The organism is Novipirellula herctigrandis (assembly GCA_007859835.1).
Classification (GTDB): domain Bacteria; phylum Planctomycetota; class Planctomycetia; order Pirellulales; family Pirellulaceae; genus Novipirellula_A; species Novipirellula_A herctigrandis.
The window spans coordinates 7745651-7761288 of sequence record SJPJ01000001.1; the positions used below are offsets into that span (position 1 = coordinate 7745651).

19 protein-coding genes are annotated in these 15638 nt (G+C 52.1%); 15 read left to right on the plus strand and 4 right to left on the minus strand.

What is annotated here, in order from left to right; genetic code table 11:
• The first annotated feature begins 193 nt into the window (after positions 1-193).
• The 6 genes from CA13_RS28150 to CA13_RS28175 all read left to right on the plus strand — a co-directional run bounded on the left by CA13_RS28150 (position 194) and on the right by CA13_RS28175 (position 4042).
• Positions 194-763, plus strand: coding sequence for an RNA 2'-phosphotransferase (locus tag CA13_RS28150; protein ID WP_146402358.1), 570 nt, complete (start codon positions 194-196; stop codon positions 761-763).
• Complete coding sequence (locus CA13_RS28155) at positions 760-1152, plus strand: hypothetical protein (RefSeq protein WP_146402360.1); 393 nt, start codon at positions 760-762, stop codon at positions 1150-1152. Before CA13_RS28150 ends, CA13_RS28155 begins: the two co-directional genes overlap by 4 nt.
• A 5-nt stretch (positions 1153-1157) precedes the next feature.
• Positions 1158-1880: a phytanoyl-CoA dioxygenase family protein gene (locus CA13_RS28160; protein WP_146402362.1), complete on the plus strand. Its 723-nt coding sequence runs from the start codon at positions 1158-1160 to the stop codon at positions 1878-1880.
• A 61-nt stretch (positions 1881-1941) separates the two neighbouring features.
• On the plus strand, positions 1942-2913 hold the full coding sequence (locus tag CA13_RS28165; RefSeq protein WP_146402364.1) for a metal-dependent hydrolase: 972 nt from the start codon (positions 1942-1944) through the stop codon (positions 2911-2913).
• 4 nt (positions 2914-2917) lie between these two features.
• Complete coding sequence (locus CA13_RS28170; RefSeq protein WP_146402366.1) at positions 2918-3325, plus strand: hypothetical protein; 408 nt, start codon at positions 2918-2920, stop codon at positions 3323-3325.
• Positions 3326-3496: 171 nt separating this feature from the next.
• Positions 3497-4042 (plus strand): hypothetical protein, encoded by a 546-nt coding sequence (locus CA13_RS28175; RefSeq protein WP_146402368.1) that lies wholly within the window; start codon positions 3497-3499, stop codon positions 4040-4042.
• Positions 4043-4107: 65 nt separating this feature from the next.
• On the opposite strand, the gene CA13_RS28180 is transcribed toward CA13_RS28175, so the two are convergent.
• Positions 4108-4578, minus strand: a complete 471-nt coding sequence (locus tag CA13_RS28180) for a GNAT family N-acetyltransferase (RefSeq protein WP_146402370.1) — start codon at positions 4576-4578, stop codon at positions 4108-4110.
• Between the two features lie 235 nt (positions 4579-4813).
• On the opposite strand from CA13_RS28180, the gene CA13_RS28185 reads away from it, so the two are divergent.
• Complete coding sequence (locus CA13_RS28185) at positions 4814-5035, plus strand: hypothetical protein (protein ID WP_146402372.1); 222 nt, start codon at positions 4814-4816, stop codon at positions 5033-5035.
• Positions 5036-5643: 608 nt separating this feature from the next.
• Positions 5644-5778, plus strand: coding sequence for a hypothetical protein (locus CA13_RS28190; protein ID WP_419194935.1), 135 nt, complete (start codon positions 5644-5646; stop codon positions 5776-5778).
• A 10-nt stretch (positions 5779-5788) separates the two neighbouring features.
• Here CA13_RS28190 and CA13_RS28195 read toward each other — a convergent pair whose 3' ends face one another.
• Positions 5789-5992: a hypothetical protein gene (locus CA13_RS28195; protein WP_146402373.1), complete on the minus strand. Its 204-nt coding sequence runs from the start codon at positions 5990-5992 to the stop codon at positions 5789-5791.
• A 4-nt stretch (positions 5993-5996) separates the two neighbouring features.
• Between CA13_RS28195 and CA13_RS28200 the strand changes: the two genes are divergently transcribed.
• The 3 genes from CA13_RS28200 (at position 5997) to CA13_RS28205 (ending at position 7499) form a co-directional block, all read left to right on the plus strand.
• A complete protein-coding gene (locus tag CA13_RS28200) occupies positions 5997-6773 on the plus strand; it encodes a hypothetical protein (RefSeq protein WP_146402375.1) in 777 nt (258 codons plus the stop codon).
• A gap of 291 nt (positions 6774-7064) precedes the next feature.
• A complete protein-coding gene (locus tag CA13_RS35770) occupies positions 7065-7220 on the plus strand; it encodes a hypothetical protein (protein WP_419194936.1) in 156 nt (51 codons plus the stop codon).
• Between the two features lie 12 nt (positions 7221-7232).
• Positions 7233-7499, plus strand: a complete 267-nt coding sequence (locus CA13_RS28205) for a TIGR02452 family protein (RefSeq protein ID WP_419194937.1) — start codon at positions 7233-7235, stop codon at positions 7497-7499.
• Here the strand turns inward: CA13_RS28205 and CA13_RS28210 are convergent.
• Entirely contained in the window at positions 7388-7774 is a 387-nt protein-coding gene (locus CA13_RS28210; RefSeq protein WP_146402377.1) for an integrase core domain-containing protein, read from the minus strand. The genes CA13_RS28205 and CA13_RS28210 overlap by 112 nt on opposite strands.
• 309 nt (positions 7775-8083) lie before the next feature.
• Entirely contained in the window at positions 8084-8359 is a 276-nt protein-coding gene (locus CA13_RS28215) for a hypothetical protein (protein WP_146402379.1), read from the minus strand.
• 609 nt (positions 8360-8968) lie between these two features.
• Here CA13_RS28215 and CA13_RS28220 point away from each other — a divergent pair.
• The 4 genes from CA13_RS28220 (at position 8969) to CA13_RS28235 (ending at position 15249) form a co-directional block, all read left to right on the plus strand.
• Positions 8969-11977: a WD40 repeat domain-containing protein gene (locus CA13_RS28220; RefSeq protein WP_146402380.1), complete on the plus strand. Its 3009-nt coding sequence runs from the start codon at positions 8969-8971 to the stop codon at positions 11975-11977.
• Between the two features lies 1 nt (position 11978).
• Positions 11979-13103 carry a leucine-rich repeat domain-containing protein gene (locus tag CA13_RS28225; RefSeq protein ID WP_146402382.1) on the plus strand — a complete coding sequence of 375 codons (1125 nt, stop codon included), beginning with the start codon at positions 11979-11981 and terminating at the stop codon, positions 13101-13103.
• A 576-nt stretch (positions 13104-13679) separates the two neighbouring features.
• Positions 13680-13967 carry a putative quinol monooxygenase gene (locus CA13_RS28230; protein WP_146402384.1) on the plus strand — a complete coding sequence of 96 codons (288 nt, stop codon included), beginning with the start codon at positions 13680-13682 and terminating at the stop codon, positions 13965-13967.
• Positions 13968-14088: 121 nt separating this feature from the next.
• Positions 14089-15249, plus strand: a complete 1161-nt coding sequence (locus CA13_RS28235) for a class II aldolase/adducin family protein (protein WP_146402386.1) — start codon at positions 14089-14091, stop codon at positions 15247-15249.
• Positions 15250-15638: the final 389 nt, after the last annotated feature.

Sequence of the window (15638 nt, forward strand, 5' to 3'; positions counted from 1 at the left end):
ATTTTGCGGTGTTTTCAACTTCTCGCTAATCTCGAAAACCTCTCGGGTTCGAGAAGTCGCGTTTGGAATACGGAACGGAACCGCCCGTTCTCATCCGTTTTGCGAATATTCTCGCCCAAAACCCTCATACTCTCTGATTAACAGCGACAAATAATTAACAGCCCGTTCCCATTTTAGAGAGCGAAAGAAAACCGTGAACAAACAACTCGTTACCACCAGCAAGTTTCTCAGCCTGGTCCTCCGCCATCAGCCTGACGTGATCGGAATTGAACTCGATTCGGAAGGCTGGGCCGATATCGACCGGTTGATCAAGAACGCGAACGCTCGCGGAACCGCGATCTCGTTGGACTTGCTCCATGAAGTCGTCGCGACGAGCGATAAGAAGCGGTTCGCCCTCAGCGACGACGGGCTTTGCATCCGGGCCAACCAAGGACACTCGGTTGAAGGCGTCGATTTGAAACTGGAACCAATCGAGCCGCCGGAACTTCTCTACCATGGGACCGTCGAGCCATTTCTGGCGGGCATCCGCGAAAAGGGGTTGCTGAAACGATCTCGGCATCATGTGCATCTGTCGGCGGACAAAGAGACCGCCACGAAAGTCGGCCAACGTCGTGGCAAGCCAATCATCCTCACCATTTCCGCTGCTAGAATGCACGCTGCCGGCCACACGTTCTACTTGTCCGCCAACGGCGTTTGGCTCACCGACGCGGTGCCGACCGAGTTTATTGAGTTAGATCCCAGAATCGAAATCGAAATAGAATGACCAATCCCTATTCCACTCCAACATCTGAACCTGCGGCAGAATCCGTCGACGGTTCGATTTCCGCATCGAGATCACTTGGTGATATTGCTCGCAGCACGTTTCTTGCGTGGGAGAAGTTGCGAGTTGTTTTCATCGTCCTGCTTGGACTACTGACGGTTCTATTGGCGGGTCGAAGCCTAATGCGTCTGCGGATTTTGCTCTTGATTGTCGAAGGCGCGATTGCGGCGAACGTCTGCTATTTTGCTGGCCCGATCATCGAGACCTACGTTCGTTGGCTGGGATACGATGGAAAATGGGTGCGTTGGTTTCTGTTCGTCGGCGGAACACTCCTCACGGCGATACTGGCAATCGCCGCACTCGCCGGCACACTGATTCCCGACCAGGATTAGAAACCATGAATGACGAGAACTTGCAAGAGATACACAACAACGGTTTCACGTTGATCCGTGGTGCAGTCGACTCGGCGACAGTAGATGCACTGATGCGAGCTTGTCAGCGTGCTCTCGAAGTCGATGACCAGGTTGAACGTGCTCGATCGAGTCGTGGCCATGTTTACGCGGCTCGCAACTTGCTTGAGGTTGTCCCAGAGATCCAGACGTTTTGGCAGCAAGGCATTTTGCTTGACTCTTTGAAGTTGGTTCTCGGTGACGCGATCGGTTTGGTCCGCGTACTGTTCTTCGACAAGCCACCTGATCGCACTTGGGCGTTGCCTTGGCACAAGGATACCGCAATCGCCGTAAAAGATAACTCAGGTGCTTCTACAAGTTTTTCGCGTCCAACGGTCAAAGCTGGCGTACCTCACGTGATCGCGTGCGATGATGTCTTGAAGCAAATGCTGACCCTGCGGTTGCATTTGGACGAGGTCACGGATGAGAATGGGCCGCTGCGTGTCATTCCTGGTTCACATGTGTCAAGTGAAAGCGACGGAGTCGGCGTGGAAAATGCTGTCGCGATCCACGCTGCTGCCGGCGACGTGTTGGCGATGAGACCATTGATCACACATTCAAGCGGATCATCACATCCTGGCACCACTCGCCATCGCCGAATCTTGCATCTCGAGTTTGCCGCGTGCCACGAATTACCAGATGGTTATCAATGGCACGATTTTGTCGACTGAAACTAAGGTTGGATAGAATCGGCCCATTGCCGTTCTCCGTAGGTTGCTACGGGACGATGGATTGTTTTGGTTTTGGCTGCCAACCGTATGGCAGCGGCGATTGTTGTATGATGAGTCGATGGATATCGTCACTCATGCGATGATCGGTGCCGCTTCCTCCGCCGGTGTGTTCTCGACTCACCCTGGCTGTGCGTGCGGAATGGTACTTGGAAACGTGCTTCCTGACCTTGATGCGTTTTCGCGGATCGCTGGTAAACACGCCTTCATGAAGTTTCACCAAACCTACACGCATAGCCTTGCTGCGATCTCAATCCCGTTTTTTTCCGCAGTTGCCTTGTACGGATCGGGCAACCCGATATGGGCCGATCTTGCGATGGGCCTCGCGTTGGGGATGGTCATGCACATCGGATTAGATTTGACCAATTCGTACGGCGTTCGATGTCTTTGGCCGATCCGCTCAAGACGATTCGCACTCGACTGGATCTTCTTCATTGACTTGCCCATCATCGTATTGTCCGTGACTGCGTTACTGGCTTGTTGGATGCTTCGGGAGAGCCCCTCTTCTTTGATGGTCGTATCGGCGTCCTATATTGTTTCGCTGCTGCTCGTCGTTGCGGTCCGCGGCATGATTGCGAGTCGTATTCGTGTGATGGTGAGTGAAAGTTCATCGCCGCAAGCGAATTCTGTTTCGATCCCGACGACGTTTTCACCTTTTCGATTCCTTGCCTGCCGTGAAGCGGATAACCGCGTCGAACTTTGTCAGGTCAATTCCAACAGTGGCCAAATAGTTCAAGAGAACGTGGTCGAGATACTTGACGACGTGATTCCGGTGGCGGTGAAAGATACAAGGGAGTGGAGTGTAATGCGAGAGCTTTCGCCGTATTTCCACGCCGTAGAGCAACAGGAAGGTCCAGACGCGACAACCGTCGTGTGCCGCGATCTTCGGATACGCAATTTTGGCACACGATTCGGAAGCCTGACGTGCCGAATCGCCCCTGATGGTCACATCATCGAAAAGAAGTGGGAGGTTTAAGACGATGCGTTGGAATTTCCATCCTAGTCACGGCTTTCGTTTTTCGGTGATAGATGCATTGGCGATCATTGCCTGCGGCATCGCGACGGTTTGGGGATTGCGTGAACTCGGCTCGATCGCGTGGCTGTTTCCTTTCGTTCTCGCTCACTTCTTTCTTTTTTGCAATATTTTTCGTGTTCCGCGCAAACCGGAACTCGTTTGGGCGGGATGCTTTCTTTTCATCGCCACGGTTTGCTTGATTGCTGATACGCACACGCTTTATGCAATGGTCGCCATACTTCCCATCACACTTGCCGTTCTGGCTTACTCGATCCGCCTGCCCAGCTACCATGGCATCTTTTCAACACCTAGCCCTGCGGCAGATGCGGACTCAACGTCCGCGCAGTCGAATTCGGACGAGCAAGTCGTTTAATGTGGCATCAATGGACGGTATCTCGAGGAGTCTGAATTGGTCATCATTGCTTCGTCTTCTCGAAATATATTCGGCCCATGAGCCACTTCGGTGTACGGCGACTGCTTGGAGTTGGCTAAAATAGAAGCAGTTCCGTTTATTGGCGGACTCTTCTCATCTATCGGATACAGCATGGAATTTGCGAAGGTCATTCGTAGTTCTTCGAAGGTGCGACACGCTTTTGATGCCGTTCCTATCCATCGCGCATGGTGGAGGTTGATTCTGTCGCTGCATGGCAAACCGGTCTGCATTGATCGAACGAGTGAGTCGGCAAGGGAGGCACTGGTTAATGGATTTCGGTTCTACGGATATCTCTATTCTGCTTTGGCAATCGTGTTGTTGGTGCTTTCGCCATTTATGGTTATTGCAGATGGGACAGCAAGCTACCTTTGGGCAATTTTGACAGTCGCATCGTCAGTGTACTTAGCATGCACATCGCAATTAGCTTTCTTCGGTGCCCGTTGCTACGCAAACGACCCAGACTTGGCCAGACCACTGCTGGTAAGCTTCTTTGCGTCCATTATTGCTTGGTTGGCTTCCGTTTTGAGCGGTTGTATTGTTGCCATACATTTTGTCGTTCCACAGTATGAAGTTGCATTGGCACTTGGGATCGGGACGGTGTTGGTAGTGGGAGTTGGTTCGTATTTCATTGAACTCATCTACATAGCCTGCGAATAGACGAAATTCACTCATTTGCTTTGTCGGCTGACCCTCCGGCGAATTCTTAGATCAACTCAGAACCCTCAGACGTTAGCAACAAATTGCATCTTGAAATTCATCAACTGTTGCTCTCGGCAAAGAACACTTTGCTGGCGAACAACCGTAAAGCCCTGAGCGACGAAAAAGGGCCTCGCCGTGATGCTCGCGTCGGTCGAAATATCTGCTATCCCCAGTTCACTCGCTCGAATCTTCAGTTCATCGACAAGCATTTTTCCGACGCCTCGTCGCTGGTGGTCAGCTGACACGAAGAGTCGGTCCAGATGCCCGGCCAGCGTCATGTCTGCAAAGCCGGCGATCTCCGCATCCGTCTCAATAACGATGGCAACTCGATTGTTGAACCGTTCCCGCCAGGCATCAAGACTAACCTCCGCAGGTGCCCAAGCCTCAAGCTGCTGCGGTGTGTAGTCCCGGCAATTGACGCGGAAGACTGTATCACGAAAAAGCGAAAGCAATGCGTCTGCGTCATCCGTTCGGTAAAGGCGAATTTGATACATTTGGAAGGTAGAACAATTTCGAAACCGCAGAAAACAACGGATGCTTTTGTCGCATTCTCAGAGTTGCTTGTAAACGAGGTATTCGGTTTCTTTTCTAAATTCTTTTCGTCGAAATTGGTCCCAACCGGGTAGGTAGTGTGTTGCGACATTGTGTGCCGCTTTCTTTTTCTCGATATCTTGGTTTGACGCGGGGCGTGGGCGGGTGTGAGTGAACCTTGGCTTTGGGGGTGCTTGCATGCGTGGCAATGATGATGGTTCGGGGCTTTCCGATTCGCAGCGACGGGCGGCGATCGCCAATGTATTGGCGCAGGGGTTGGTGCGGCTCAAACGGCGATGTGCGCTGGAAAATGGCGATGAAGTTGGCCAGCGTGGTACTTCTTTGAAAAACTCTCGCGATCTCTCTCGATCTCGGCTTGAAGTGTCGGGCGACTCAGGGCTCTTTGTCCAAGACAGTTAACAAACCCCGAGAGCGAGTATGCCGGAACGGCCGGTAAAATTTCCATCTCGTTCCAACCGAGCGGGATTCGATCGCTGAAAGAGCGGCTTGGTGCGGGAGTGTCGGTAACAAAGCCAAGAGACGCAATGAAACGCGAAATGCAAAAACGACTTTTTCGTAACGAAGTGCCATTCGTGTCGGCCACCGAGGCAGGATACGGCGTGATCGATCGGCTTCGGCTGCCACCCCTCCTGCGGGGTGCCGGTTGTGTTCAATCCCGCATCCCATTTGCGACCGCGTTCACGAGTTCTCGGGACTATGATTTGAGATGAGTTTTTGGGACAACCGACGTTAAGTCATGATTGAATTTGGGGATACGGCCCGAGTAGGATTGTCAAAAGTAGGATTTGTGCGTCGGCCTTTTCGTGCCGAGTCGGCGGCACAATACCGGAACGGGCGAAGTGGGGTCTGCTTAGGCACAGAGGTCGGCGAAGACAACTGCGAAACACGCGTCAGTTTCGATCAACTCCTCAGTTGCCGATTTCCTCGCATCGGACGCCAATGATTGATTTCGCCGCGTCCCAAGGTTCTAATATAGGTGGCACCTGGGTTTCTCATGGAATTTGGCTATGACCACATTCTCTCAGCAACGGCGCTCGCCCCTAGGTCTGTTCACCGACAAGCCAACGGCGCGCCTCTACGACCACATGGTCGAAGTTCTACGCGTTCGGCAATACGATCCTTACCAGTATCAGTATCAGTAGAACAGGAGTATCACGTCATGTGTCCCCCCACCCCCGCTATTCCATCTAGAGAAGGTCGGCCATCAATCGCTTCGGTCAAGGGACCACCGCCGACGCGGTCATACCAGAACCTTCCGACACTGGCGAAATGGAAAGCCGATACACTGCCGGGCAGGGAAGCGAATTCTCCCACTCGGCATGCCACCGAACCCGTTCTTCGGAGCATCGATGGCATGTTGATGGACCTGAACAACGAAACCGAGAATGACGGGAACTATCTCTTCATCCTCGGCCAGTTGTTCTTCGCGACAATGTCCTGGCTGAACCTCTACAAGCGGAACAAGCGGATGCCACCGGAATGCCGGCCGCCGGTCTTGTCGCTCAACCTGTTTGCGGCAAACGATCTTGCCCGCGTGCTCCGCTGCAGTCTCGATAACCTGGCTGGCACCTTGCAGGAACTCTATGGCGTCAACATGAGCGAGCATGGCGTGAACCAGGACCGGGATCCTACCATCAGTGCACAATACCGCTCCGCAAAGCAGCGCATGAGATACAGGGTCTATATTTTCGACGGTGTGGCCATGCGCAACGAACGGAGAAAACTTTGGAAAATCGACACCGGGGTCGATAATTCAACATGCGGCAATAGGAAGGGCGAACTGTTCGTGTTGAGCATGTCGAACGAGCTGTATGTCGGGATGCCACACAAGCACTCATTCTTCATGGGAGGCATTCCCGTTCAAACCGCAGGCACCGTCGAATTCGGGAAAGGCAAATTGGTTGCCATCAAGAATGACAGCGGTCATTACCAGCCAGTCGATTTGTCCCTGGTGAAGGCTCTGCAGTATTTCCGCATACACGGGATGAATATCAACGACGTCAAAGTTTCGACAGTGAGGTTCAAAAATAACCGGGGCGCCGGCGACGCATCGACTACCGGGGCCGAGTTCATGCGGAGCCACGGCAACTGGGAAGCGATATTCAAAAAGGCGCCGCACCAGATGTTCAGGAAGTAGCGCACAGGGGTGGCATCGGGATTGCCGGCTCCGCTGCCACTTGACTGTAATCCTTCTCAGTAAAACCGTTCGTGATCGAGTGAAGATTGCGCACGCCGTCGTTCATCAACGACACGTTGATACTCGCGGCCACTTTTCCATTCCAAATTGCGGGCGGTTGGTCCGACGTCTCGTAATGGGGAGTACTTGGTCTGACTTGCTTTACGGCGACTTGTATTCCGTTAGCGTGTGCCGCTCGGCCCGCGTCGTGTGCAACCCCAATGACTGACACGCTCCAGCGAGACCAACAACATGGGCACAGCGGAGAAAGCCGAAAAGCATCATGAGGTCTTTGGGCTGCTTGGTGTCACCGCCTCCAATTCAATCGGTAAAGGTGTTGCCGACACGCGTGAGCTCTATAAGGAACGGCAAAAGGCATCGGCTACCGCCAAACGGGATCGATCCTGAAAACACCTTCGGGTGGAATTCCTGCCCGATCAGGTAACCTTTGTGGCAAAGCCGATTGCACAGCGTGGCGTGTTGACGATGCGCATCGTCGAAGGACGTCGACCGCTGGCTTTGAACTTTGCGAATGGCGTTGAGCCCGGCGGTGGTTTGTTGCCTGGCGCAACCGCTCAAGAGGAAACGCTTTGCCGATCCAGCGCGTTGTACGCTACGCTTTTCAATGATTCAATGTACGACTTCCATCGCGACAATAGTCCGGCCCCCACAGTGCAGATCATCTGAGGGATTGCAGAGCCTGCTTCAGCGACCACCACCTCACACGCCTTTGCCGAGGCTACACCACGACGCTCCGTCGTTTCAATCTTTGCGCTCACGTCCGGCGGATATTTGAGTGGAACGATCAATTCGTTGCCCGCACCTTGGTGGTTTCTTTCAGTGTGATAATGAATGAGAAAACCCCGAACGGATTTGCGTGTCGCCGTTTCACAGAAAAGAATCAGTTTGTAAAGGCACTCGGATTTCAACGATCCGAAAAATCGTTCGAGATGTGCGTTCAAGTTCGGGCTTCGCGCCGGTACCGACTCGCTTCATCCGGGCCGTGACACTCAAAACAGTAATCAACAAAAATCTGCCGAATGTCACGATTGAAATCGACGTCTTCCCCGGCAACGGCTGCGCCCGCACGATGCAGAATGGGAAGATTAGATTTGTGGTTCGAGTGTACCTCTCGCGAAATTGCGGATAGGGGCCGAGTGTTACCTACACCTGCTGATTGGTTTTCTCAGCCATGACGGTTCCTTTGATCGTCGCTTCACGTTTCTGCTTTCGAGCAATGTTGTTGGCAGGAACGGCGAAGGCAGATTCAGCTAAACCGAGGAAGGGGCATGAATCAAGCCATCAGCCTGGGATTGTAGCGACGCGGACGATATTGGTATTTTGAGCTGACCGATATCAGTGAAAGGACGTTGCGTGTAAACGAAGATGAATTGATCGGTGGGATCCCAAACAACGAGTTCTTCGCGATTGTCACCAACCAGATTGGTCGGAATCACGTGATGGGACCCGATGCGATGCACCTTGGTGCCATCGGGTGGTGGCAGGTCAGGACGAAACGGGCCGACAATCAGAGCAGTGGTTTTCATTGTCAAGGGTGCTGGAGGCTCGGATATGTTTATCGGTTTTGAAAAGAGTTGCTCGTTGAGTCAACTTGGATGAATGGAGCGTGGGTGTTGTCGCGTCGCGCGGAAAGAGAGTCGTCAACGGCGGCCCCTGTGGAACCGGCTGAATGCTGTCACGAAAGTCTCGTCGTTGGCAGCTTGGTATCGTATACGTCATGCAGTGTGGAAATCGGCTGATTTCCGACACTCCCAACCAGAAAATACCCCCTTCCCGTTTGATCACAGGCTTCCCGTTTGATCACAGGGAGTGTGAACGCATTTGAACTCTGGTAGATCCGCTTGCGGCCGGCCTGGTTATCCGATCAAAAACATCAACGACGAAGACCAACGAACGAATTTTCCATTTCTATCTGACGGGTCGGTTGTGATTCGTATTTCAGAGCTTTCGTTTGATATTCGTTTGGCGGCCGGTACTTTTTTGGGAAAGGTTTGATCGATTTGCCGCGCGGCGGCGAGAAACGAGCTGGCAATTTCGATATACTGTTGACTCTAGCTGTGCCAAGGGGCCGAGGTTCCGCGACGCTTTGGGAGCAGCAACGCAAAAGGTTTTCAGTCTAGAGTGGGCTTGCGACAATGTTCGATATTCGATGGCGATGCTGGATTGCGACGGCTTGTTTCCTGGTCTTTGCATCCGTTGACGCAAACGAAAACACAAAGACTGGGATACAAGTCAACGAGGTTGACGGCGTACCGACCGCGATTCGACAAGTTGCCGCCAGTCGTGCCAAACACTGGGCCGATGTTACTTCCCTTAGTTATCACCCAAGCGGCGAGCTGTTGGTTTCTGGGGGCGATGACCAAGCAATACGAATCTGGAAAAGCGACACGTTAACGCTGCTGGATCAAATTGAGTTTCTTCCCGGCTTAGTTCACAAAGTTGAGTTCCTCGGTGACGGAAGGATTGTCGTGATTCTGCACGACTCGAACGATGAGAAACTGTACATGACCTCTTGGTCCATCGTCTTGATTTTGGTGCCATCCGGGGATGAACTTGGTAACAGTCATTGGCGCGAGCAATCACGCATCACAGGATTCGTAAAGCAGATCCAATCGGTTGCCGCGACGCCGGATGCAACGCGTCTGTTTTTGGATGACGGTTCACATGCGATTCATGTCTACAATCTCGAAAGCGACAAACCGATCTGGATCGACACGGTCCTGTTTCCCGGCTCGATACAGCATGGCTTTCGCGGATTCCCTCGTCGAAGAGGGTTCCCGTTCCCATTCACGCCCAGCGAAAATAGCCCGCTGCTGACACATATCAGTGGCCAGCCTTCGTTTCGCGACGGAGATCGCCCGTTAGCACTTTCAGTTACCAATGATGGGGCGACCTTAATTGCATTGACTGACCGGCGGTTACGGACTTACCAAATCAGCCAGCTTCAAGAACCGGTTTCAGAAATTGACGTGTCGGGCCAAGTGCTCGCCGTTGCTCAAGGATCGAAGTCGGTCGTGGTGGGTGACACTGCGGGGAAGCTGAGCGTCTTCAAATTGTCTGAGGATGGGAGTCTCTCTGACCGACCTGTAACGAAAACTATTGATTCTCGGGGTCTTTCCGAGGTGGCGATATCGGGCGATGGATCTCTTTTTGCAGCGAGCTCGGTCGCCAGCGCGAATTGCTTAGTCGCGGCATTCGCGAACGGAATGTTTGGAAGGGGATGGAAGTCGCTCGATTTAGGCCCAGGCGGCAAACCGCTCGGCATGGCTGACCAGCCGATCTATTGGCACTATCAATTGCACAACGAAACGCAAGGGCAGCTTCCGCTTGCCTTTCACCCCAACGGAACCACGATCGCGACAGTTAGATCACGACGTCAGATTGCCACAACTTCTGTAGACGGAAGTTACCAGCTTTCCCTGCCACAGCAAGAATTGCCTGGCGACTCGATCGGCATCTGGGATGCGCCGAATCGTAATGTTTACTGGTTGGATGATAGTGAAACGTTATTGGTTGCCACTGACCTTGGCGGTGCGATGGTGAACACAAGAACGGGTAGTGTGTCAGGTATCACAGAGTCTGATTGCCCCGCCTTGAGCTCGGTCGATGGTTCGATCGTGTGGGGGGTCAAACGCAACGACGATGGACGAGTAAACCCATTTTTCACGGACACGAAGTCTGGCAAGGTCAAGAATCTCGATCTTGGTTGGCTTGGGATTCAACAGAGGCTTCCCGTTACGATGAGTCCTGATGGAAAATACCTGGCTCAACTGAATTCGGACCAGTTGCAATTGGACTTGTTGGATCTGTCGACGGGAAAGCAAAGCTCTGTGCCGTTCCCGAACAAGTTGTCACGGTTGATTCAGTTTGACACGTCCAATCGTTTGTGGGCGATGTACTTGTCGCGTTCGAAGACCAATGGATCCCAGCACAATTTGGTCAGAGTCGATCTGAATGCTGGATTCGCTGCAAAGGTTGATACGTTGTATCAGGAGATCGCATCGGGCGCGAGTTTTGACGATGCCGCTATGTGGGTGAAGAAACCCGAGCTTGACCGCTTTACCGTTTCCCGCAATGGCGAGACGGTTGTGTATTGTGAACGAACGGGCAATTACAGGGTTCTGACAGACCCATCATCCCGCCGTTCTCGATGTTCTGTCGATGCCATCCGTTGTATCAGTAACGATGGTCGGTTCTTCGTAACGCTGTCGAACGTGAATCTTGGATTCAGCTACGTCAGCATTGTGCTTTCCCAGACCGGCGAAACGATTCAGTATTGGCGTTTACCCGGCGTCCTAACGGATCTTGACCTGTCGGTTGACGAAAGGTCCATTGCAACCGCCAACGCGAATGGTTCTCTGTCGATTCTTGGCTTGAAGGATAAATCCGCTTGGCCGGCAGTGAAGAGCGCCGAAGAAATGGAGGCTCAATCGAACGAAGAATTGCTCGCCGCAGAAAATTCGCTAAAAAAACTGAACGATGAATTTCAAATCATAGGCGATGCGTTTGAGGCGAGGCTTTCGGGAGCGACAAGCAAGGACGAGCAAACGCAGATCGAGTGCGACGAACCCTACTCATCACACATCCTCGACCTGATTCAACTGGCAAAGCAGTATGAGGATACCGATGTCGAATACAAGGCGTTGCATCGAGCCATTGCAATGAAGCGAGTGACGCCGCCCCACGTGCCGGGCGCACCTTGGTCGCACAAACGCGGGGAATGGTATGAGGTCAGCAGCGAAGCCGATCGGCAGTTGACGGTCATTGCGAGGCTGGAATTTGCGAATCGCTTTATTGACGATCCCCGAACGGCGTCCGTGCTCCGCCCAGTGATTGAGTACTGGGTGACCAAGGAAACCAAGCGGGTGTTGCAGCATTCGTGGGAGCTGTCCCTTCGAAGCGAAGATGACAGCGTCATAGCGGCGGCCTTGTTGATCTTCTCGGAAGTCAACATGGGTGAGCAGCGGAAGTTTCTTTCGAGCGGACATCGCGTTACCGAACCCACCGAAGATCAGCTTCGCAAATCACGTTCAACGCTGCAACAAGTAATCCGCCAATACGGTGAAATTGATATTCCAGGGGTTGGAAACGTCGGTGAAAAGGCAAAGACGCTGATTTTGGAACTCGACCAGGCAGGGCAGTGAAATGGGACAAGACAAGTTAGATTTCAAGAACATGGGCTGGCGAGAATCCGCCGTGGTGGTCCTGGTCTTGATGGTTCCGGTCGCCGGTGGCGTTTGGTACTCCAGTGGGACCCCTACTCAGCGGACATCGAAATCTCGTTCATCGCCCCCTTCCAAGGAAACGACTGTCCTCGATCTGCGCACTGACGATCAAATCGATCAGGATGTAGCCATCGCCATGGAATTGCCCAAGCTGAAAGGAATCGTCATGCGTGGGGCGGGAGTGACTCGTGAGCATATTCAGACTCTTTCACAGCATCCGTCTCTTAAGATGATCGTCCTTTGCGACACGGATTTGCACGATGTCGACCTTGGGCTCGATGACGGATCAGAGGTTGACGTGCAGTTCTGCGATCAAAAACCGATCAAACACCTCGAGCAAATCCGGGCACGACTTGTGAAGCCTTATGGGAAGTCTTGGCTCATGAGTGGTCGCTATCCCGATATTGGGCGTTCACTTGTTCGAATGGCTAGTTTTCGAGAGGTTGAACGCGTTGACATGAGAAATTGTGTGGTCAGTCGCGAAACGGTGGAATCATGTCAGCGATTCGCAGGACTGAAAAACCTGTTTGTGGGATACGGATTCGACGATTCCCAGGTGGAGTTATTGATGCCGATCAAGAGCCTTGAGCACCTCGACCTGTCGCAGTCCATGGTGACCGACCAGGGCATCAAGCATGTTGCCCAATTGCCGAAACTGAAAATTTTGACGCTTGGACCGAATATGGGCGACGAGTCGTTAAGGATTTTGGCGGGATGCCAAACCTTGGAAGTCCTCCATTGTGGATTTTCACAAGTAGGCGACGCAGGGATCGACGCTTTGGCAGAATCGAACTCAATTCGTGGCCTCGATCTAGGCGGTCGCCCCATCACGGGACGATCCCTTGATTCGCTCGGAAAGTATGCGAAGTTGCGAGACCTCGCCTTTTCTCATGACGAGAACATCGAATACGAAGACTATCAAAAACTCGCAAACATCCGAGAACTCAAGCGACTTTACGCTCCCCTCCCGCAATCGATCCGCACGTCGCTTCAACGATCTAATCCTGGTCTTCAGGTAACCGTCCCCCTTCCTTTTGGTGGGTAAAAGTTCGTGCAGGTAGGGAAGCGGCAATGCTGGGCGACTTCGAACCTAGGGAGCCTCAAACGCAGAGCGAGGAAGTAGAAACGAATCCAGGAGCCAAATCGCAACGTCAAATCGGTTGAGGGCTAGATACTCGATCCGTTGCGGTTGTTGTCGATTGATCCAACTGGCAAGAATGATCAGCATCAACTGCCACGGGTGAAAAAACAAAACTCAGCGGCATCTCGGGCTCGGCAAATCCGAGACGATCATTGAAAGGTGACTGATTTGAAAAGTAGCCCTGATTAGATCACGAACGTGTTGAGTTCAAGGTCGTTCCGATCAGACTGGTTGGGAGAACTTTGTCGACTTGGGCTTGCTGTCATCTCGACGAAGATGTTTGGTACGCAATTACTTGAAACCCTGCTTATTGCCGTGTCTAATGTTCGGCTGACTTATTTGACCTGACGCGGTGATCCTGGGCGATCGGGGCAAGATGGGTAGAAAGCAATGGGCGGAACTTGCCAAGCGAATATTATGTACCGCTTGTGAAGGGTATAAGCACAGGGATGGAAAAACAAAAATACACAAAGATTCAATATGTCGATTTCCAAGCTAATTACTATAAAAGCAAAACTGAATAACGAACAGAATTTGCTCGAGCTACTTAAAGAGATGGTTGCCGAATCAAAGAAGGAAATGGGATGTCTTACATATGACCTCTATCAAGAAACACAAAACCCACGAGAGTTCTCACTCATGGAAACATGGGAGAGCAAAGAGGACCTGAAAGCCCATAAACAAAGTGAACATTTTAAATATTTTGTTCTAAAAGCACCGGAGTTGATCGAAGATAAATCCTCTGTAGAGTTGATTCATCATGCGTAATTCAACTCAACCTTTAAAAGCTAAGTGTTAAGCAAAATAGTCTCTAGCCATTCAGTTCAGCGGTCGCCGCTTCGTCACCGTTGACTTCAACCCGTTCAACACAATCAGCACGAATACAGAAATGATCAATAGATGGAATGAGGTCGAGGCGATTGCCTGCAAGGATCTTGTGGATTTGCGGGTGTATACATCGCGTTTACAAGGCGTCGAACCGGATTTGGTTCTGCATGGTGGTGGCAATACATCGGTGAAGGTGGGTGACACCCTTTATGTCAAGGGAAGTGGATGGAGTCTTGATACCATCGAGCGCCCCGGGTTCTCCCCGGTGAAAATGGATGTGTTGTTGGCAATGGCAGAACTGGACCATCTCAGCGATAGTGAATTGGTTGCAGGTCAACGAGCGGCTTTGCTGGATGAGAAAGCGCCGAATCCCAGTATCGAAGCCGTTTTGCACGCACTCATTCCGTTCACTTTTGTAGACCACACACATGCCGATGCGGTTGCAACGATTTCAAACACGTCCGACGGGGAAGTCCGTTTCAATGAGATTTACGGTAAGCGTGTGCTGATTGTCCCGTATGTCATGCCTGGTTTTGAATTGGCCAAAACGATTCGCCGGATGACGCGGGATCTGAGCTGGGATACTATCGAAGGGCTCGTGTTGCTCAACCACGGTATCTTTACCTTTCATGCTGACGCGAAGGCAAGCTATGACAAGATGATAGAGCTGGTGGGCATGGCAGAAGCCTATTTGGAGGAACAAACAGTTGTACCCGAGACGGAGGACGTATCGGCTTTTCCACAGAAGGATGCGATTGCCCGACAAGCCTCGGAATTGCTTGCCTGTGAAGTCGTGCTCAAAGAGGTTCGAACGCCTTACGCGGTTGCGCTTTCAAAGATTGCGAATGTGGGTGACATCGTGCGCAAAGGTCAATTAACTCCGGAGCATGTGATACGTACCAAACCCTTTCCGGTCATCATTGATCGCGACCCGGAAAAAGCGTTTCGAAGGTTCCAAAAAGATTACAGCGAGTATTTCCGATCGCATGAAAACGGCGAGATCATGCTCGACCCGTGTCCGCGTTATGCGATTATCCGAAATCATGGTTTGATTGCCATCGGTCGAAATGAAAAGGAGGCCGGCATCATCGCAGACATCATAGAGCACACGGCGAAGGCGATGGTTCAAGCTGAACAGCTGGGCGGTTGGCGTTCACTCGATGAAAAGGATGTCTTTGCAATCGAGTATTGGGAACTCGAGCAAGCCAAGCTCAAAGGCTAGGCAGTATTTTCACCCGCGCGGTCCAAAAACCTTGAGACCAGTTCACTCGGGGAATATCGATGCAAAGATTGATGATTCCAACTCAGATTTGAGAATGGTTGGTTAGAAATTGAACGCGTGTGGTCAAAAAAGTCGAACGAGCATTTAGGTCGGTGAAATCTGAGGTGGGTTTGTCATCTAAGGTCGAATTCTGGATCGAGATCGAACCCAGATTCAGCGATGCCGTTAAAAAGCTGGTTCAAAATGGCGGCACCGCGCAACAGACTACAAACCGATTGTTTTGAGACCGGCGTGGTGATCGCAAATGAAAACCGGCCGAGCTAAGCCGCGCGTCGGTACGGTCTAAGCAAGCCACCGAGGCGCTCTGTCGTTTCGATCTTGGCATCGAT